Origin of the sequence: Flavobacterium cucumis, assembly GCF_900148835.1 — a bacterium.
Lineage (GTDB): Bacteria > Bacteroidota > Bacteroidia > Flavobacteriales > Flavobacteriaceae > Flavobacterium > Flavobacterium cucumis.
The window spans coordinates 412,036-432,524 of record NZ_FRYK01000001.1 but is presented as its reverse complement, the minus strand read 5'-3'; the positions used below and the strand labels follow the sequence as shown (position 1 = coordinate 432,524).

Here is a 20,489-nt window from a genome sequence, read left to right as displayed (position 1 = left end):
ATTAAAATGATAGCACACATCCAAGGGAGATTAGTTGAAAAAACACCAACCGAAGTAATCATCGATTGTAATGGTGTGGGTTATCATATTAATATATCCTTACATACTTTTTCACTGTTGCCAGATTCAGAAAATTTGAAATTATTTACTTTTTTACAAATAAAAGAAGATGCGCATACTTTGTATGGTTTTGTAGAAAAACAAGAACGGGAATTATTTAAATTATTGCTTTCGGTTTCAGGTGTTGGAGCGAGTACAGCCCGAACTATGTTGTCGTCTCTAGCGCCTAGTCAAATTATTCAGGCAATTGCAGCTAATGATGTTGCCACGATTCAATCAATGAAGGGGATAGGCGCTAAAACTGCTCAACGTATTATACTAGATCTTAAAGAGAAAGTGTTAAAAGTGTATAATTTGGATGAAGTTTCACTAGTTCAAAACAATACAAATAAAGATGAAGCGTTATCTGCTTTAGAAGTTTTAGGATTTGTGAAGAAATCTGCAGAAAAAGTCATAGATAAAATTGTCAAAGACACTCCAAATGCTTCTGTTGAGGATTTAATAAAACAAGCTTTAAAAAATTTATAAAACTTGAAAGAAACGGCATTTAAAGTGATTAGCGATATTAAGTATAGTTTTGTACTTATTTTAATGTTGTTTTGTTTTCCACTTCAAGCTCAGGTGGATGTAGAGCAGCAAGATACTATAAAAAAAGGAGTGGATTTAGGAAAACTAGATATACCAAACCCTAAAAGTATTTTAGAAGCCTACAGCTACGATGCCAAATCAGATCGTTATATTTATACAAGTTCGGTTGATGGTTTTAATATAAATTACCCCTTGATTTTAACGCCAAAACAATATCAAGAATTGGTTTTTCGCGAGCAAATGCGAAAATACTATCAAGAAAAGTCAGCTGCAATTGATGGTAAAAAGGCGGGTTCCGAAGAAGCTAAAAAAGATTTATTGCCAAGGTATTACGTCAATTCTAAATTCTTCGAATCTATTTTTGGAAGTAACACAATAGATGTTAAGCCTACAGGATCGGTTGAATTGGATCTAGGAGTTCGTTTCACGAAACAAGATAATCCATCTTTCTCACCCAGGAACAGAAGAACCACTAGTTTTGATTTTGATCAAAGAATTAGTGTGGGTTTGCAAGGAAAAGTGGGAACACGATTAAATGTTAATGTAAATTATGATACTCAATCTACATTTGCTTTTCAGAATTTAATAAAGTTAGAGTATACCCCGACTGAGGATGATATTGTTCAAAAAATAGAAGTGGGTAATGTTAGTTTTCCTTTGTCAAATTCGTTAGTTCGAGGTGCGCAAAGTTTATTTGGAGTTAAAACCCAACTTCAATTTGGTAAAACTACATTTACAGGTGTTTTTTCAGAGCAAAAATCTCAGACGAGATCATTAACTTCACAAGGGGGAGGTACCTTACAAGAGTTTGAATTATTTGCTTTAGATTATGATTCGGATCGACATTATTTTTTATCACAATATTTTAGAGATAGATACAACAGTGCATTGGAAACCTATCCTTATGTTAATTCACGCGTGCAAATCACAAGAATTGAAGTATGGATTACGAACAAACAAAATAGAGTAAATTCTACAGAAAATAATCTTAGGAATATTGTGGCTCTTCAAGACTTAGGAGAAGGTCCTTTAACGGGTGTTTTGCCTCAAGAAACCGTTCATGTAGATTTAACATCAAATCCAACGTTTTACAACGTTAGCCCAGATACTCCTTCCAAAAATAGTAATAATAAATTTGATCCCTCTTCCATAGGTAATAACTTTTTGAATAGCGCAATACGAGATGTGTCTTCAGCTTTAAATGGATTCAATATTTCAGGTATGGCCGAAGGTATTGATTTTGCAAAACTTGAAAATGCAAGAAAATTAACGGCTTCTGAATTTACGTTTCATCCTCAACTAGGTTATATTTCATTAAATCAAAAATTAACCAATGACGAAGTCTTAGCTGTAGCGTACCAATACACGGTTGGAGGTGAAGTTTATCAAGTGGGAGAATTTGGCACAGATGGGGTAGATGCGACTAATGTAAATAATTCCGGAGTTCCTAGCTCGCAAGCGTTGATTTTGAAATTGTTAAAGAGTAATTTAACGGTTACAGAATATCAAATTGGTGGTGTTGATCCAAAATATACTATGCCAATATGGAATTTAATGATGAAGAATATTTATCAAATTCCAGGAGGTTATCAACTGCAACAAGAAGATTTTAAATTGAATATTCTTTATACAGATCCTTCACCTTTAAATTATATATCCAAAACTGGTTTAGATCCATTCCCAGATGAGAATAACCCCAATTTAAATCTACCATATGAAGTAACACAAACACCATTGTTAAAGGTGTTTAATTTGGATAAATTGAATTACACCAACGATCCTCAGGCAGGAGGTGATGGTTTTTTTGATTTTATACCAGGATTAACTGTAGATTCCGAAAAGGGAAGAATTATTTTTACTACAGTTGAGCCTTTTGGTAAGCATTTGTTTGACAAGTTAGACTTAAATACGCAAGCAGAAGATTATGATGCAGCTTTAACGTATAATTCAAATCAAGCAAAATATGTATTCCGAAGTCTTTACAAGAGTACACAAGCCGCTGCACTACAAGAAAGCGCAAAGAATAAGTTTCAATTAAAAGGACGCTATAAGTCTATGGGAGGTGATGGAATTCCCATAGGAGCTTTTAATGTGCCCCAAGGTTCGGTAGTTGTAACAGCTGGAGGAAGACTTTTAGTTGAAGGTGTTGATTATACCGTGAATTATCAAATGGGAAAAGTTAATATTATTGATCCTTCACTCCAAGCTTCTAATACTCCGATAGAGGTTTCTGTAGAGAATAATTCCATTTTTGGTCAACAAACTAGAAGATTCTGGGGACTAAACGTGGAACACAAATTCAATGATAAGTTTTTAATTGGGGGAACAGTTTTAAACATGTCGGAGCGACCATTTACAACTAAGTCAAATTACGGACAAGAATCTGTTAATAATACTATTTTTGGATTCAACGCTAATTTTTCTACTGAAATTCCTTTTTTAACCAGATTGGTTAATAAATTACCTAATATAGATACAGATGTTCCATCTAATTTTTCTTTTAGAGGCGAAATTGCTTACTTGAAACCAGGTGCGTCTAAAACAGATCAATTTAATGGTGAGGCTACAACTTATATTGATGATTTTGAAGGTTCTCAATCTAGTATCGATTTAAGGTCGCCATTAGCATGGAGCTTGTCCAGCGTTCCTTTAGAAGAAAATTTCGACGGAATACCAAACGCAAATGAACCTCCTGTAAATGATATTTCCATTGGATACAAGAGAGCTAAAATGTCATGGTATTCTATTGATCCAGTTTTTTACGTGCAAACTCCTTCGGGAATCAATCAAGACGATCTTTCATTTAATAAAACACGAAGAATTTTTAGTAGAGAACTTTATCCAGTCACAGATATAGCTCAGGGGCAATCTACAGTGATTAACACACTTGATTTGACTTACTACCCTAAGGATAGAGGACCTTATAATTTTAATCCGAATTTGGCATCGACGAATCAGTTTCCCGATTTGGAAGCTCCAGAAAATTGGGCTGGAATTACAAGAGCTATAAACTCTACAAATTTTGAACAATCTAATGTTGAGTACATTCAATTTTGGGTTATGGATCCGTATTATGGAAATGCTGGTGATAGAACAGATCCAACGAATACAGGTAAATTGGTTTTTAACTTAGGAGAAATATCAGAGGATGTATTGAGTGATGGAAAAAAATTATTTGAAAACGGTTTGCCAGAATCAGGTTCGACACAATCTACTGTTGGTTCGTCTTGGGGAGAAACACCAGCTTCACAATCTTTAATCTATGCTTTTGACACCTCAGAAGGGAACAGAGCAGTACAAGATGCTGGTTTTGATGGGTTAATTGACTCAGACGAAGCCGTTAAGTTTTCACAATTCGCTTCTCAGCCCGATCCCGCTGCGGATAATTATCAATTTTACTTAAATTCCTCGGGAGATGTTGTGACACGATATAAAAATTATAATGGTGTTGAAGGAAACTCTCCAGTAAATGTTACAGATACCAATAGAGGGAATACAACTTTTCCAGATGTAGAAGATATTAATAGGGATAATACGATGAATACGATTAATGCCTATTACAAATTTGAAGTTGATTTTGAAGAATATCCAGAAGCGGCAGTTCCAGTTGGGCAAAATTTCATAGCAGATTACAGAGAGGATAACAATGTGATTTTACCTAATGGTTCTACAGGGAAAGTGAGATGGATTCTCTATAAAATACCAATTTTAGAATTTATTAATAATCCAAATAATAAAGTAGGTCCTATATCAGATTTTCGTTCTATACGATTTATGAGGATGTATTTAACAGGATTTAGAGATGATATTACTCTTCGATTTGGCGCCCTTGATTTGGTTAGGGGAGAATGGAGAAGATTTGTAAACACTTTAGATATTAATGATCCAAATGTAGATGATGACAATACAGGTTTTGATGTAGTGGCATTAAATGTTCAGGAAAATGGAGATAGAAGTCCTATTAACTATGTTACACCGCCAGGAGTTGTTCGTGAGCAACTCTATAATAATAATACTGTTATAAATCAAAACGAACAATCACTTTCATTACGAGTTTATGATAAATTAGGTGGAACTGCGAATGGTTTAGAAAACAATGATTCAAGAGCGGTTTTCAAAAATGTTAGTATTGATATGCGTCAATACAAAAAATTAAGAATGTTTTTACATGCAGAAGCTGTGCAGGCTGGAGATTTAGATGATGATGAATTAACGGCTTTTATTCGTTTTGGGAATGACTTTACCGATAATTTTTATCAAGTTGAAATTCCTTTGAAAGTATCGCAATTTGGAGCTTCTACACCAGAGGCTATTTGGCCATTAGCTAATGAAATTGAATTACCATTAGCCCTTTTAACCAGCCTAAAGATTTTAAAACTTCAAAATGACCCCTCTATAGATTTTTCAGATCCTAATGGGATTGGTTTTATAGAAGAAGAAGATTTGGGTTCGTCAAATAATAAACTAACGTTAGGAATAAAAGGTAATCCAAATATTGGTTTAGTTAGAACCTTAATGATTGGTATTAAAAATAAATCAGGAGCAGTTCAACGAGGTGAAGTTTGGTTTAACGAACTTCGTATTTCTGATATGGATAATAAAGGAGGGTATGCAGCAGTAGCAAATGTGGATACCAATTTAGCTGATTTTGCAAATGTTTCTGCTACGACTCGTGTTAATACGATTGGTTTTGGAGCGTTAGAGCAAGGGCCAAATGAAAGAAGTAGAGAAGATGTTTTTCAATATGATATTGTAACGAACATTAGTCTTGGAAAGTTGTTGCCAAAAAAATGGGGTATTAATTTACCGTTCAATTATGCTGTTGGAGAGGAAACAATTACGCCTAAATTTGATCCTTTAAATCAAGATATTGAACTTGATCAGTTGTTGGATATTACAGATCCTAGTCAGCGAGAGAATGTTAGAAATCGAGCAATTGATTATACTAAACGTACTAGTATTAATTTTATTGGAGTTAGAAAAGAGAAAAATCCTGAAAAGAAAGCTCATTTTTATGATGTTGAAAATTTAACCCTTTCGTACTCTCTTAATGAAACAGAGCATCACGATTTTGAAATAGAAGACTTAATTGATAAACAAAACAGGTCGTCAGTAGATTATGCTTATGCGTTTAAACCGTTGGCTATAGAACCATTCAAAAATTCAAAATCACTAAAGAAAAGTGGGTATTACAAAATGCTTTCTGATTTTAATTTTAATTTCTTGCCTACCAATATATCTTTTAGTTCAACAATTTTGAGACAATTCAACAAACAACGTTTTAGATTGGCAGAGGTACAGGGAATTGGATTGGGAGATTTGTACAGACGTAATTACTTTTTTAATTACAACTATGGTGTCAATTATAATCTTACCAAATCACTTAGGTTTAATTATACAGCTTCATCCAATAATATTGTTAGAAATTATTTAGATGAAAATAACCTTCCAATTGATGGTTTAGGTATTTGGGATGATTATTGGAATATTGGCGAGTCAAACCAGCACAATCAGCAATTGGTTGTTAATTATGATTTACCTATTAACAAAATACCTCTTTTTAGTTTTGTCAAATCTACTTATACCTATACAGGTGATTATAATTGGCAGCGCTCATCTGATGCTTTTTCTTCTATATTGGCGGAAGATGGGACACAATATCAATTAGGAAATACCATTCAAAATGCAAGTTCCCATAAGTTGAATACCACTTTGAATATGGATGCTTTTTATAAGTATATTGGGCTAACAAAAAACAAAAGAGTAAAAACAAAGGATTCATCAAAAGATAAAAATGCGATACCAAAACCAGGGCAAAAAGTTGTAGCGGCCAATAAAAACATTAATACAGAGCGTAATGTTTTTATGAGTGGTTTGATAGGGTTTGTTACAAGTGTAAAGAACATCCAATTAAATTACACGGAGAATAAAGGAACAATTTTGCCAGGATATTTGCCAGGATTAGGATTTTTTGGGTCATCAAAGCCTACATTAGGTTTTGTATTTGGTAGTCAGGATGATGTTCGTTACGAGGCAGCAAGAAACGGTTGGTTGACAACATTTCCAGAGTTTAATCAAAATTTCACACAAGTTCAAAACAAAAAGCTAAATGTAACGGCCCAGATGGAAGTTTTTCCTGATTTTAAAATTGATTTAAGTGCTGATAGAACCTACGCCTATAATTTTTCAGAACAATATGATGTTTCGTCTGGGCAATATAATTCACGTTCTCCTTATGATTTTGGAAATTTCAATATATCTACAATACTAATTCAAACCTCTTTCCAGCAAAGCGATTTAAATTTTTCACAAGCATTTCAAGATTTTAGAGATAATCGATTAGTTGTTGCTAATCGTTTGGGGGAACGTTATTATGCAAATCTAGGTACTCCGGTGATACGCGATGCGGAAGGTTATCCAGTAGGGTTTGGGAAAAATAGCCAACAAGTTTTGTTGCCTGCATTTATAGCGGCCTATTCAGGTCAGAGTGCTGATAAAGTAGCAACGGGAGTTTTTAGAAACATACCACTTCCTAATTGGACTATAAAATATACCGGGTTAATGCGATACAAATGGTTTAAGGACAAATTTAGTACTTTTTCTATTCAGCATGGATATCGAGCAAGTTATAATGTAAATGCTTTTAGATCTAATTTAAATGAAAGCCCTACAGATGCCAATCAGAATTTTTATGCTAGTAAATTGATTTCTAATGTGAATTTAACAGAACAGTTTAATCCATTAGTAAAAGTAGATGTTACCCTTAAAAATTCACTTAAAATCTTGGCTGAAATCAAGAAGGATAGGACTTTGAATATGAGTTTTGACAATAACCTGCTTACCGAAGTTGTGGGTAACGAATATATAATAGGTTTGGGATACAGAATCAAAGATGTTACGATTAATTCTGCATTAGCTGATAATGTTTCGGGTATTATAAAAAGTGATATTAATATAAAAGCTGATTTTTCTTTAAGAAAAAACAATACTATTGTTCGTTATCTTGATTATGATAACAATCAACTTGGTGGCGGACAAGATTTGTGGTCAATAAAAGTTACAGCAGATTATTCTTTTAGTAGAAATTTAACCGCTATTTTTTTCTATGACCATCAGTTCTCACAAGCGGTTATATCAACTTCTTTTCCTATTACAAATATTAGAGGAGGATTTACACTGCGATATAATTTTGGTAACTAAATAAAATAATAAGTTGGGGTACGGATTGAAAAAGAAAAGCTATTTCGAAATTGAATAAAAAATCACAAAAACATTTTTTTCAATTCAATAAATAAAATTACATTTGTGCATCAAAAAACAAATTAAGATGAATATACCAGCAAATTTAAAATACACTAAAGATCATGAATGGGTTCTAGTAGAAGGCGATATTGCAACTGTAGGGATTACCGATTTTGCTCAGAAAGAGTTAGGTGATATTGTTTATGTTGAAGTAGAAACATTAGATCAATCTTTAGCGAAAGATGAGGTTTTTGGAACAGTTGAAGCTGTAAAAACAGTTTCAGACTTGTTTTTGCCATTATCTGGTGAAATTATTGAATTTAACGATTCATTAGAGTCAAGCCCTGAGACGGTGAATACGGATCCTTATGGAGATGGTTGGATGGTAAAAGTTAAAATTTCTGATGCATCTGAAGTTGCTTCTCTTTTAACAAGTGAAGATTATAAAGCACTTATTGGAGCGTAGGTTTCTTTTTCTTGCGATATTTTGGACAATCGGAATCTTGATTGGCAGTTTAGCAAGAATTAATAGTATTCCAAACATTTCTATAGTAGGAAATGATAAGATGGTACATTTTATATTTTATTTTGTACTATTCTTGCTTTGGTTTGTTGCATTGAACAGAAAGAAAAAAGAAAATAGGTTAAATTTTTGTATTCTTATTTTTATTCTTATTTTTGGCATAATTATTGAAGTTTTACAAGGGATGTTTACGCAAAATAGACAAGCAGATTTTAGTGATATCGTAGCGAATTTTGGCGGCGTTTTATTAGGATTTTTTGTAGTGAAAACATTTAGATTTAAAAAATAAATAGTTCTATTATTAACTATATTAGTACCTCAAAATTAAATTATGGAATTAAAGAAAAACCCTAATGTTGATCCAAAGAGAAATAGTTCACTCTATTTCCAGATTGGTCTTGCAGCAGTTTTGTTGTTAACATACGTTGCTATTGAAATGAAGTCTGAAGATCCAAAGGTTGTAGTTGAAACATTAAGTATTCAAGAGAACTTTGTGGAAGATGAAGATGTTATTTTAACAATGCCACCTGCACAAAAATTGCCACCACCACCACCACCTGCACCTGAAGTAATTCAAGTTGTAGAAGATAAAATTGTTATTGAAGAAAAGAAAATTGAAACTACAGAAGTTGATGAAAATAAACCTGTAGTAGTAGTTCAAGCATCAAACTTCGGTGATGAAGGAGGTACATCTGAAGAGGTTTTTGATGAAGAAATACCGTTCGCTGTAATTGAGCAAATTCCAATTTTTCCTGGATGTGAAAACGTTCCGAAAAGCAAACAGTTAGAGTGTTTTCAAGAACAAATGACGAAACACATCAGAAAAAATCAACAGTATCCAGAAAGAGCTATGGAACAAGAAATTCAAGGAAGAGTGTCTGTTTTATTTATCATAGCAAAAGATGGAAGTATTACAGATATTCAAGTTAAAGGACCAAAAGGAGGTGAATTACTTGAAAAAGAGGCAGAAAGAGTAATTTCAAAATTACCTAAGTTCAAGCCTGGTCTTCAAAGAGGTAAACCTGTAAAAGTAAAGTACAGTCAACCGATTGTATTCAAACTGCAATAAATTTTAATCCCAACCTAGTGTTGGGATTTTTTTTTGGCACATATATTGTATTAATGTTTTAACAAATAGTTAACCATTAATCTTTATTTATTATGAAACCAAATGTTGATTTCCCGAAGAAGGCTAGAAATAGTTTTATCTATTTTCAGTTAGGCTTAATTGCTACTATGGTAGTAGTGTTATTTGTTTTGGAGTTTGATTTTAAAACAACAAAGCAAAAAATAGTGGTAGATACTCCAGATGAATTTGAAATCAATGAGCCTTCGCTGTATTCTATTATTTCTGAAGTTAAAACGGTTGTGCCAGTGAAAACAAGCAATCATGTGCCGATTTCGGTTTTTAATGATGTCATTAAGCCGGTTGATGTAGAAGTTCCAAAGGAAATAGAAGTTGCTCCGTTAGCTACTCCTGATAAAGTAGCGTTTTTGGATGAGCAATCTCAAGCTATTCCTTCCGATAATGGAGCCTCTAGTGTAACTAAACCTGCTGAGATAACCGCTTTTACAGTTGAATCATTGCCTATGTTTCCTGCTTGCAGAGGTATTAGTAGAGCCGAACAAAAAGCGTGTTTTGATGAGCAGTTGGCTAAGTTTGTAAGCAGATATTTAGTATATCCTGAGGAGGATTTAGAGAACGGGAAGCAAGGTGTGGCACAGGTCGAATTTATAATTGATGAAAATGGAGTTGTTTCTAATGTTGTGGCATTAAATAACAAAAGGGCTACTTTAGAAATGCAAAAGGCTGCAGAAAGGGCTATTAAGAGGTTGCCAAAATTGATTCCAGCAAGACACGGTGATAAAGCAGTTAGAATAAAATATACAATTCCTGTTGGTTTTAGACTCAATTAGATTAAATAAAGTGTTCTAAAAATCCCACTTTGGTGGGATTTTTTTTATTTTTACACTTTATAATCAATACACTTAAAATGAATATTAAACAATATTTAGATTCAACATATCTTAAGACTGCTGATCAGGCGAATCTCTCAGAGTATGAAAATACTGAGGTGGTTAAAAATTGTATACAAGAAGCTATAGAGCATGATTTTAAGTTAATCATGATTCGTCCAGATAAAGTAGCTTTAGCCAAAAAAATGATTCAAGAGGCAAATTCAAAGGTTACTATTGGAACTGTTATTGATTTTCCATTAGGAAACGGAACTTTAGAAGATAAATTAGCTGAAGCTAAAGAAGCTATAGAAAACGGTGTTGATGATTTGGATTTTGTAGTAGATTATGAAGCTTTTAAAAGAGGCGAGATTGAAGCTATAAAAGAGCAAGTTCTGGAAGGAACAAAGCTAGGCTTATCACATCATAAAATCGTAAAATGGATTATTGAAGTCGCGGCTTTAGACAATCATCAAATCGTACAATTATCTGCATTGATTAAAAATGTTGTGATTGCAAATTTCGATGAGAACGATTATGAAAAGGTTTTTGTAAAATCTTCAACCGGTTTTTATAAAACTCCTGAAGGCGTTCCAAATGGAGCTACAGTTCCAACTATTAAATTAATGCTTGAAAATTCATGTCCGTTACCAGTCAAAGCTGCTGGTGGTGTTCGAACTTATGAAGAAGCGGTTGAAATGATTCAATTAGGTGTAAAACGAATTGGTACTTCTGCCGCAAAAGCCATTGCAAATGGTGAAATTTCAAATAGCGATTATTAAAAAAGTTCCTCATGAAAAGGTTTTTCAGTTTAGTATTGTTGGTTTTGAGTGGAGTCATTATTGGACAAAACTCGTTAAGCGAGCAATTCCCAAAATTCCCCGATTGTGTAAATGCAATGGGGAGTCAGCAAGAATCTTGTTTTTATAACACTTTGCAGAATTATTTTTACAATAATTTTAAAGTGCCGCAAGAACTTCAGGAACAAAATTACAAAGGAAGTGTGATTGCCGTTTTTGAAGTAGACACTACAGGAACTTTTAAGGTTTTATACACAGATGCGGCTTATGAATCTTTGAAGAAAGAATCAAGTCGTGTTTTTGAATCCTTGCCAAAAGTAACTCCTGCTACTTTTTCTGGAAGACCAACTTATGCTAAATTCTCGATTAAGATTAATATTCCTTTAATTGCTCCAACTTCAAATGAAGAAAATGAAGCAACTAAATATCATAAAACCAATGCAACACTAATTGATAACAAAAAAGAACTATCGGAATACGATGATATTGTTTACAAACCTTTTGAAAATCCACAATTCAAGAGTTCTGGAGTTCTGCCTTTTTCGCATCAAAATTATGGTGTTTTTGAAGCTTTGATGAATCAAGTCGGTGCGAATAATCATACGGCTTCAAAACCTTATTCGTATGATGAAGTAGCTAAATATTATGATTTTGAAACCGTGAACAAGGCTTTTTTAAAGCAAAAAGAATCCTGGTGGGGTAGGAAATTATGGAATGAGAATTTAGTAGCGATTCAAGGAGAAGATTATTGGTTTACTTTAAATCCCATTTTCGATTTGAGAGTCGGAAAAGACACAAAAAGTGAGGCCTCAAATACATTTGTAAACACTAGAGGTGTGATAGTAAATGGAGGTTTGGGTTCGCAGCTTACCTTTTCAACTTCGATTTTTGAAAGTCAAGGGCGTTTTGCTGATTATTACAATGCTTACGCAGAGAGTATTCGCCCTTCTGGAGGGAATCCAGCAATTGTTCCAGGAATTGGAATTGCGAAACGTTTCAAGGAGGATGCTTATGATTTTCCACTAGCAGAAGCGAATATCAAATACAAGCCGAATTCGTTTATTGACCTTCAATTAGGATATGGGAGAAATTTCTTAGGAGATGGATATCGTTCTTTGTTGCAAAGTGATGGTGCAAGTCCGTATCCTTATTTTAAAATTAACACTACTTTTTGGAAAATCAAATATACCAATACCTACATGTGGTTAAAAGATGTGAGGGATTTAGCTACTGTTGATGGTACGTATGCTACGAAATACATGGCAAGTCATTATTTGAGTTGGAATGTAACGAAAAAATGGAATTTAGGTTTCTTTGAAAATGTAGTTTGGACAGATACTAATGAAAGAGGCTTCGATTTCAATTTTGTAAATCCCTTGATCTTTTATAGAGCAGTTGAATTTGGTTCGTCTTCTAAAACAGGAAATGCATTATTAGGATTAGCAACGAAATACAAATGGAATAATAGTTTGAATTTCTATGGTCAATTTCTAATTGATGAATTTGCGATTGGAGATGTAAAAGAAAGCAATCAGAGTTGGAGAAACAAATTTGCCTATCAAATAGGGGTTAAATATTACGATGCTTTCAAAGTAAAAAATCTGTTACTTCAACTGGAGTACAATCAGGTGCGTCCCTATGTGTATTCACATAGTAATCCCATTACAAATTACGGTCACAACAATCAAAGTTTGGGGCATTTATGGGGGGCAAATTTCAGAGAATTTATAGCAATAGCTAGGTATTTCAAAGGTAGGTACTTTGCTGATGCGAAATTAATTTACGGCCAACGCGGATTTGATTTCAACAATGGAGCCGATAACTTTAACTATGGAGGAAATATCTATTTAGATTACGACGAAAATCGCCCATACGATACTGGAGTTTCAATTGCACAAGGAAATAAAACAACGGTTATGATTGCCGATTTACAAATAGGATATGTGGTAAATCCTGCAAACAATTTAAAAGTTTTTGGGAATGTAATGTTCCGAAATTTTGATCCAACAGCGGTAACGGCTTCAACTGTTCAATCTAATACCACATGGTTTTCAATTGGACTAAGAAGTGATTTATTCAACTGGTATTTTGATTATTAGTGGATGGAAGAGAATGTTTTATACTTCATGCAAATAATTTTAATTATCTCTTTTTTGATATGGCTGTTTGTAATTGGAAGAATATTTTTTTTCTATTTGGTTACCATTAAAAAATGGAAAAATACGGAAGCGACAATTATTTATTCTCAAACGGAATGGTTTAGATCAAAAACAGATTCAGATAATGAAGGTTGGAAGCAAATTATTAAATATGAGTATTCTGTACATGATTTGAAATACAAGAATGATTGTGTAACCAAAAACATTAGTTTTCTGTCACCTTTTAAAGATTCTGCTAAGAAATATACCTTTGCTAAAGGTCAAAAAATACAAATAGCTTATAATTCGATTAACCCAAATAATTCGATTATTGAAGATAGGTTTGATTTTTCAACTTTAATAATTCCAATTGTATTTTATATTTTCCTTGGCGTTTTTCTTTTCTAAATTAATTTGCAACCTTAGTTTGAAGATTGTAAATTTTAATATTTCCCACTTTTAACGAATTTTCTAAATTCTAAATTCTAAAATCTAATTTTCATATCGTATCTTTGCGCGCAATTTCACAGCGAAAAACACTAAAGTGGACACGAATACACAACCTCAAATTAAAAGATCTCTTTACAAAGACTTTGTGGAAATCACAAAGGCGCGCTTATCGATTAGTGTAGTGGTTTCTACCATTGCAGGTTATTTGTTAGGATTTAATGAGGAACAACCTTTTCAATGGCTAGTTTTAGTATTGTTAATTGTTGGGGGATATTGTATGGTGGGCGCTTCAAATGTTTTCAATCAAATTATCGAAATTGAATTAGACGCCAAAATGGATCGAACTAAAAATCGTCCATTGCCTTCTGGCCGTATTTCCAAACAAAATGCTTTCATTTTAGGTTGTATTTTAACCATTTTTGGATTAGCTATCCTATATAATGTAAATCCTAAAACTGCTATGTTTGGCGCGATTTCCATTTTCATGTATGTGAGTTTGTATACACCTTTAAAAACCCTTACACCGCTTTCTGTTTTCGTTGGAGCTTTTCCTGGTGCTATTCCGTTTATGCTAGGATGGGTAGCGGCAACAGGTCATTTTGGGATTGAAGCTGGAACTTTGTTTATCATTCAATTTTTTTGGCAATTCCCACACTTTTGGGCAATCGGTTGGTTTTTGTATGACGATTACAAAAAAGCAGGATTTTTTATGTTGCCAACTGGAGAACGCGATAAGAAGACAGCTTTACAAACTATTTTATATACCATTTGGATGATTGTAGCTTCTGTGATTCCCGCTTTTGGATTTACAGGAAATTTATTTTTAAGTAAAGTTGCAACGGTAATCGTAATTGGATTGGGTTTGTGGATGTTGTTTTATGCTTTTAAAATGCATAAAGAGATGGATGCAAAAGCTGCAAGAAAATTGATGATTATAAGTGTTTCTTATATATCTTTGTTGCAGATTGTTTATGTTTTAGATAAATTTTTACGATAAGATGGAAAATAGAATGACATTCGAAGAAGAGCAAGAGCGTAAAGGTAGAACCTATAAGTTGTTGTTGTGGTTTGGAATGATTAGTATTTGTATGATTTTTGGAGGATTGACAAGTGCCTATGTGGTAAGTAAATCGCGTCCGGATTGGTTGAAAGATTTTGTTTTACCATCTGCATTTGTTATAAGTACAATAGTCATGTTAGCGAGTAGCTTTACTTTTTATGGAGCATTAAAGTCTATGAAGAACGGTAACAGAAATCAAACAATGACTTTGCTTTTGATTACATTGGCACTAGGGGTTACTTTTGTGATTCTTCAGTTTGTAGGTTTTGGTCAAGTTATTGAAAATGGCTATTTTTTTACTGGAAGTGAAAGTAATGTTACAACCTCTTTCTTGTATATTGCCGTTTTAGTTCATATTGCCCATCTTTTTGGGGGTATCACATCGCTTTTGGTGGTAATTTATAATCATTATAAACAAAAATACAATTCGGTTCAAACCCTTGGTATAGAGCTAAGTGCAATGTATTGGCACTTTATGGATTTTATCTGGGTTTATCTGTTTTTGTTTTTCTATTTTTTCAAATAGAAAAAAAATAATAAATTTGAAAACTTTTTAACAATAAAAAAATTTATGGGAGCGACAGTTATTTCAAATGAACACGCTTTAGACGGAGGTCCAGGACCTATGGGGGCAACCTACGGTAAAATGATGATGTGGTACTTCATCTTATCCGATGCATTAACTTTTTCTGGTTTCTTAGCAGCGTATGGTTTTTCAAGATTTAAGTTTATTGAGACTTGGCCAATTGCTGACGAAGTTTTTAACCACTTTCCATTTTTACACGGTGTAAATGCACCTATGTATTATGTAGCGTTGATGACTTTTATCTTAATTTTTTCTTCTGTTACTATGGTTTTGGCTGTTGATGCGGGACATCATATGAAGAAATCTAAGGTGGCATTTTACATGTTTTTAACTATCATTGGTGGATTTATCTTTTTAGGCTCTCAGGCTTGGGAATGGAAAAATTTCATCAAAGGAGAATATGGCGCTGTTGAAACAAATGGGGGTTCAATTTTACAGTTTGTTAAAAAACAAGAAGATGGAACTTTTAAAAGAGTTGCTTTAGCTGATTTTGCACTAACGTTACCAGAATCTAGGGAACAACACACTAAAAGTAATGGTGTTTGGTTTGTGGGTGAATCTACACTACCAACTTATTCAGTTAATGAAGTAGTTCAAGGGTTTCAAGCAGATGAATCCATTTTAGTTCGTTCTGAATTAATTAATGCTGAGAAGCATAAAACTGTTTTGTCTAGAGCAGAATCTTTGAAAAGATTACAAGAGGCAAAATATGTTGTTGAAGGCGCTAATTTAGTTAGAAACGAATATGGACATAAATTATTTGCCAATTTCTTCTTTTTTATCACTGGTTTCCACGGTTTCCACGTATTTACAGGAGTATTAATTAATATTATTATTTTCTTCAATGTGCTTTTGGGTACTTATGAGAAAAGAAAAAGTTACGAAATGGTTGAAAAAGTTGGGTTATACTGGCACTTTGTCGATTTAGTGTGGGTATTTGTCTTTACTTTCTTCTATTTAGTATAATCATATAATAAAAGTATATCATGGCAAACGCACACGAATCAAATACAAAAAAAATCTGGATAGTTTTTGGAATACTATCTTTAGTGACAATTGTTGAGGTAATATTTGGTATTTACAAACCAAAGTCTTTATTTTTTACCAACTTTTTAGGAATGAATTTGCTTAACTGGTTGTTTATCATTTTAACTATTGTAAAAGCTTATTATATTACATGGGCATTCATGCACATGGATGGGGAGAAAAAATGGTTCAGAAGATCAGTTGTATGGACAGCTGTTTTCTTGATGATTTATTTATCTTTTATCCTATTAGTTGAAGGAGATTATGTTTATAATGTTTTTAAAACAGGACATTTAAAGTGGATATTTTAACACTTCTTTCTATATTATAATCCCGATTCCATCGGGATTTTTTTTTACTTTTGTATGAACTCAATATGTTCTTTCTAATGAAAAATAAAATAGTTTTAATTTCTCTTTTTATTTTGCCTATTGCCATTTATTTGGTTTTTTCCACGGCATCTCATAATTCCTTGTTTTTACCAACAATTTCGAAAAACAATCAAGACATTCCTTTAAATTGGACAAGTTTGAGTGGTTCTAAAGAGTCAATGAAAGGTAAAATTACAGTACTGGGTTTTGTAGGAGATAAAGTAATTGAAAATAGAGGTAATTTTTTTAATTTGAATCAAAAAATTTACAACAAATATAAAGGGTTTAAAGATTTTCAAATGGTTATGGTGGTTCCTTCTGGAAATGAAAAAAAATGCCAACAGATCATTGATGAATTGGCTCCAATTACTGGAGATATGAAAGGATGGCGCTTTGTTTTTGCTGCACCACAAGAGATTCAAGCGTTTTATGATAGTTTTAAATTGATGGGGCAATTGGATGAAAGTAAAGGCACGCCTGCGGTTATTATTGTAGATAAAGAATTGAACCACCGTGGCAGAAACGGAAAAAATAAAAAAGGAGATCAAGAATACAAAGAAAGTTATAATACCATTTCAGCTGCAGATTTGCACAATGAGATGACAGATGATATTAAGATTATTTTACGAGAGTATCGTTTGGCTCTTAAAAAAAACAATAATGAGAGAAAAGATGTTTTTAGAGATAACATCAAACAGAATATAGAAAAACAAAAAAATCAGTAATGAAAAATAAATCATATATCGGAATATCTTTTATTGTTTTGATCTTTGGAATTTGGGCTATCCCTAAAATTGTGGCTAAATTTCAAAAATCCGATTTAATAGTGATTGGTCCTGTTCCTGAATTTGATTTGATCAACCAAAACAACAAAAAAATTACTAATAAGGATTTTTTGGGTAAGGTATATGTGGTGGAGTTTTTCTTTACAACCTGTCCTACTATTTGTCCAAAAATGAATGAAAGCATGTTGCAATTGCAAAATGAATTTTATGGAAATCCAAGTTTTGGCATAGCTTCTATAACAATAGATCCTGCTAATGATACCCCTCAGGTTTTGAAAGAACATTCGGATTTACTAGGAGTGAAGCATTATAATTGGCATTTTTTAACCGGTGATAAAGAATACATCTACAGTTTAGCAAACAAAGGTTTTAATTTGTATGCAGGTGAGAATAATAAAGCTGCAGGTGGTTTTGAACATTCTGGTTTATTCGCTTTGATTGATAAAGAAGGTAAAATTAGATGTAGAAAAGACGCTCAAGGGAATCCGATTTTGTATTATGATGGACTTGATACAGCCGGAGTAGAAGCAATCAAAGAAGATATCAAGAAATTATTGGAAGAATAGTTTTCAAGAACAATTTTCTATCTTACATCAACTTATATTTCTTAAATTGTTAAAAGTTTATAGAATTAAAATGTATAAAAATAAATGAAATGGAAAATAATATAGAAACCAAATACAATAAGCTTATAGTTGTTTTGTCTATTGCTATTCCAGCTGTTGTGGCTTTGCTATTTGGAGTTAATTTGAGAAAATTAGGTTATGATGTAGCGCCATTATCCTTCTTACCCCCAATTTATGCTACAATCAATGGTTTAACAGCAGTTGTTTTAGTTGTAGCGGTAATAGCAATCAAAAATGGGAATAGAAGATTACATGAAAACTTGATGAAAGTGGCAATAGGTTGTTCCGTAGCTTTTTTAGGAATGTATGTAGCCTATCATATGACTTCAGATTCTACAAAATTTGGTGGAGAAGGGGTTGTTAAATATGTTTATTATTTTATTTTGATAACTCATATTTTGTTATCTATCATTATCATACCATTAGTTTTAATTACTTATGTAAAAGCGTTATCAAATCGATTTGATAAGCACAAAAAAATCGCTAAAATTACCTTTCCAATTTGGTTGTATGTTGCGATTACTGGTGTGATTGTTTATTTAATGATTTCTCCTTACTACGTGAATTAGATGAAAAATATATTTGTTGGAATTTGTTTTTTCTTAATTGGAGTTTCTGCTCAAGCGCAATGTGCTATGTGTCGTGCTGCATTAGAGAGTGAAGAAGGTGGTGTTAAAGCTGAAGCTATTAATGATGGAATCGTATATTTAATGGCGATACCTTACATATTGGTAGGTATATTAGGTTTTGCGATCTACCGATTAAAATTTGGTAATAAGAAACCATCTAAAAACTTGTCTTAATAGAATTTTTTAGCCTTTATTCTAGACCATCGATTGAAATATTCATTTGTCCTGACGTTGTTATAAAAGCTATGATGGCTTTGTCGGTTATTTCTACTTTTTCGAATTCAAAGTCATTAATAGTCCCGTTTACATAGACGCCTTTCATAGGAGAATAGTTGTTCAAATAAGGTTTCATATTCTGTTTCCCTTCATCTAAATTTCCTTTGATTGAGTAACGACAGTTGGTTTGAATGCTTTTTAATATTGTGCCATGCAATAGCCAATTTGCAGACTTCATTAAGATGTTTTTTGTGTTCAAAACATAATCCATTTGGTCAAAATAGATTTCTTTGGTAATCGAATTGTAATTTGGGATTCCTGACAAATAAATAGTTCCATTAATACTTCCTAGAACGTCTAAAGCAATTATCATTTTGCCTTCTTTTTGCCATAAGTCTACTTTTTGAACTGTAATTTTTCTATTTCCTGACGCGAACTCTTGTCCTTGAAAATTTTTAGTTACAATTTTACTTGCGCTTTCAAATGTTGAAACTGCAACAACTGATACAGTAGTGTTTTCAGGAATTGTAGCAACGGGTTTCAATATTATTTTAGCTACATCGAAACCTTTTTTGGGTTGTTGTCCCACCATAGTTTGCATGTTGCATTTTAATCCCATGTTCAACAAGATTTTGATTGGTGTTAACTTAGCGTCTGTTACATACAACTCTAGTGGAACCATTTTGAACCAAGTTTCGTACTTTTCGCTTGTTAAAATAGGATTGCTCAATTTGTCCAAAGCATCTAAGACATGAGGTTTGAAGTCACATGTTTTGTCGATGGCTTCGTCAATTTTCTTCGAAATTTTTGATTTAAACAAGTTTAGAGTTGGGTTGATGATATATGTAATTGGGATGTTTTTACCAGATATCAATATTGTTGGACTTTCGTTCCATTCAAAATTTTCTATTTTGGAAGTAGTGATTAGTTTCCAGTTAGTCAAATGTGTTTTACTGTTAAGTGTAATTGTTCCGTTTAAATTGATTTCTCGAGTATCGTTTAATCCCATAAAATCCGTTCCATATTTGAATTTAGCCCAGATTTTTAAAGGAATTATAGAACGTATGTTTCCTTCTTTTTCACTTATTTTAATTGGTGCTGTTTTCCATATTTTCATTTCGGTTTTGTCATCGTTTAATATGGAATCTTGGTATACCAGACCGGTTACATTTTTATTTAATTGTTGTTCAAGTTCTTTTAAAGTGATCTCGACTGGCATTGAAATGAAGGAAACTTTATTTTTAAAGACTACTGGATTTTCGTCTGAAGGTACTGGTTTGACAGCTTCAATTTTTTTCGAGGGACCACATGAAAAGGTTATGATTACTAATAAAAACAAGGTTAGCTCGGTAAGAATGGTTTTCATAACATCTCTAATTTTCACTGTAAAAGTAAAATTTTAATTGATATACTGTAACAAAATAAATAAAAAG

The 20,489-nt window shown here is 32.7% G+C and carries 18 protein-coding genes; 17 read left to right on the top strand and 1 reads right to left on the bottom strand.

Annotated features, from left to right (window positions below):
* Positions 1-6 precede the first annotated feature (6 nt).
* The 17 genes from ruvA (at position 7) to BUE95_RS01945 (ending at position 19,014) form a co-directional block, all read left to right on the top strand.
* Positions 7-588 (top strand): Holliday junction branch migration protein RuvA, encoded by a 582-nt coding sequence (gene ruvA / locus BUE95_RS02025; protein ID WP_073580921.1) that lies wholly within the window; start codon positions 7-9, stop codon positions 586-588.
* Positions 589-624: 36 nt separating this feature from the next.
* Positions 625-7,848: a T9SS outer membrane translocon Sov/SprA gene (sov, locus tag BUE95_RS02020; protein WP_073582370.1), complete on the top strand. Its 7,224-nt coding sequence runs from the start codon at positions 625-627 to the stop codon at positions 7,846-7,848.
* A 127-nt stretch (positions 7,849-7,975) separates the two neighbouring features.
* The gene (gcvH, locus tag BUE95_RS02015; RefSeq protein WP_073580919.1) at positions 7,976-8,356 is read left to right on the top strand and encodes a glycine cleavage system protein GcvH; all 381 of its coding nucleotides are present in this window, start codon (positions 7,976-7,978) and stop codon (positions 8,354-8,356) included.
* The gene (locus BUE95_RS02010; protein WP_073580917.1) at positions 8,325-8,702 is read left to right on the top strand and encodes a VanZ family protein; all 378 of its coding nucleotides are present in this window, start codon (positions 8,325-8,327) and stop codon (positions 8,700-8,702) included. Before gcvH ends, BUE95_RS02010 begins: the two co-directional genes overlap by 32 nt.
* Positions 8,703-8,744: 42 nt before the next feature.
* Positions 8,745-9,482, top strand: coding sequence for an energy transducer TonB (locus tag BUE95_RS02005; RefSeq protein WP_073580915.1), 738 nt, complete (start codon positions 8,745-8,747; stop codon positions 9,480-9,482).
* A gap of 92 nt (positions 9,483-9,574) precedes the next feature.
* Positions 9,575-10,330, top strand: a complete 756-nt coding sequence (locus BUE95_RS02000; RefSeq protein ID WP_073580913.1) for an energy transducer TonB — start codon at positions 9,575-9,577, stop codon at positions 10,328-10,330.
* 77 nt (positions 10,331-10,407) lie between these two features.
* Positions 10,408-11,151: a deoxyribose-phosphate aldolase gene (deoC, locus tag BUE95_RS01995; protein WP_073580911.1), complete on the top strand. Its 744-nt coding sequence runs from the start codon at positions 10,408-10,410 to the stop codon at positions 11,149-11,151.
* An 11-nt stretch (positions 11,152-11,162) separates the two neighbouring features.
* Positions 11,163-13,268, top strand: a complete 2,106-nt coding sequence (locus tag BUE95_RS01990) for a gliding motility protein RemB (RefSeq protein WP_073580909.1) — start codon at positions 11,163-11,165, stop codon at positions 13,266-13,268.
* Between the two features lie 54 nt (positions 13,269-13,322).
* Complete coding sequence (locus BUE95_RS01985) at positions 13,323-13,715, top strand: DUF3592 domain-containing protein (protein WP_234977617.1); 393 nt, start codon at positions 13,323-13,325, stop codon at positions 13,713-13,715.
* 136 nt (positions 13,716-13,851) lie between these two features.
* The gene (cyoE, locus tag BUE95_RS01980; protein WP_143165214.1) at positions 13,852-14,754 is read left to right on the top strand and encodes a heme o synthase; all 903 of its coding nucleotides are present in this window, start codon (positions 13,852-13,854) and stop codon (positions 14,752-14,754) included.
* Between the two features lies 1 nt (position 14,755).
* Positions 14,756-15,343: a cytochrome c oxidase subunit 3 gene (locus BUE95_RS01975; RefSeq protein WP_073580903.1), complete on the top strand. Its 588-nt coding sequence runs from the start codon at positions 14,756-14,758 to the stop codon at positions 15,341-15,343.
* A gap of 45 nt (positions 15,344-15,388) precedes the next feature.
* A complete protein-coding gene (locus BUE95_RS01970) occupies positions 15,389-16,369 on the top strand; it encodes a cytochrome c oxidase subunit 3 (protein WP_073580901.1) in 981 nt (326 codons plus the stop codon).
* A 20-nt stretch (positions 16,370-16,389) separates the two neighbouring features.
* Entirely contained in the window at positions 16,390-16,740 is a 351-nt protein-coding gene (locus BUE95_RS01965) for a cytochrome C oxidase subunit IV family protein (RefSeq protein WP_073580899.1), read from the top strand.
* A gap of 77 nt (positions 16,741-16,817) precedes the next feature.
* Positions 16,818-17,525, top strand: a complete 708-nt coding sequence (locus tag BUE95_RS01960; protein ID WP_073580897.1) for a hypothetical protein — start codon at positions 16,818-16,820, stop codon at positions 17,523-17,525.
* Positions 17,525-18,151, top strand: coding sequence for an SCO family protein (locus BUE95_RS01955; RefSeq protein WP_073580895.1), 627 nt, complete (start codon positions 17,525-17,527; stop codon positions 18,149-18,151). Before BUE95_RS01960 ends, BUE95_RS01955 begins: the two co-directional genes overlap by 1 nt.
* An 89-nt stretch (positions 18,152-18,240) precedes the next feature.
* Positions 18,241-18,780, top strand: coding sequence for a DUF420 domain-containing protein (locus BUE95_RS01950; protein WP_073580893.1), 540 nt, complete (start codon positions 18,241-18,243; stop codon positions 18,778-18,780).
* On the top strand, positions 18,781-19,014 hold the full coding sequence (locus BUE95_RS01945; RefSeq protein WP_073580891.1) for a hypothetical protein: 234 nt from the start codon (positions 18,781-18,783) through the stop codon (positions 19,012-19,014).
* Positions 19,015-19,030: 16 nt separating this feature from the next.
* Here BUE95_RS01945 and BUE95_RS01940 read toward each other — a convergent pair whose 3' ends face one another.
* Positions 19,031-20,422: a DUF4403 family protein gene (locus BUE95_RS01940; protein WP_073582368.1), complete on the bottom strand. Its 1,392-nt coding sequence runs from the start codon at positions 20,420-20,422 to the stop codon at positions 19,031-19,033.
* Between the last annotated feature and the right edge of the window lie 67 nt (positions 20,423-20,489).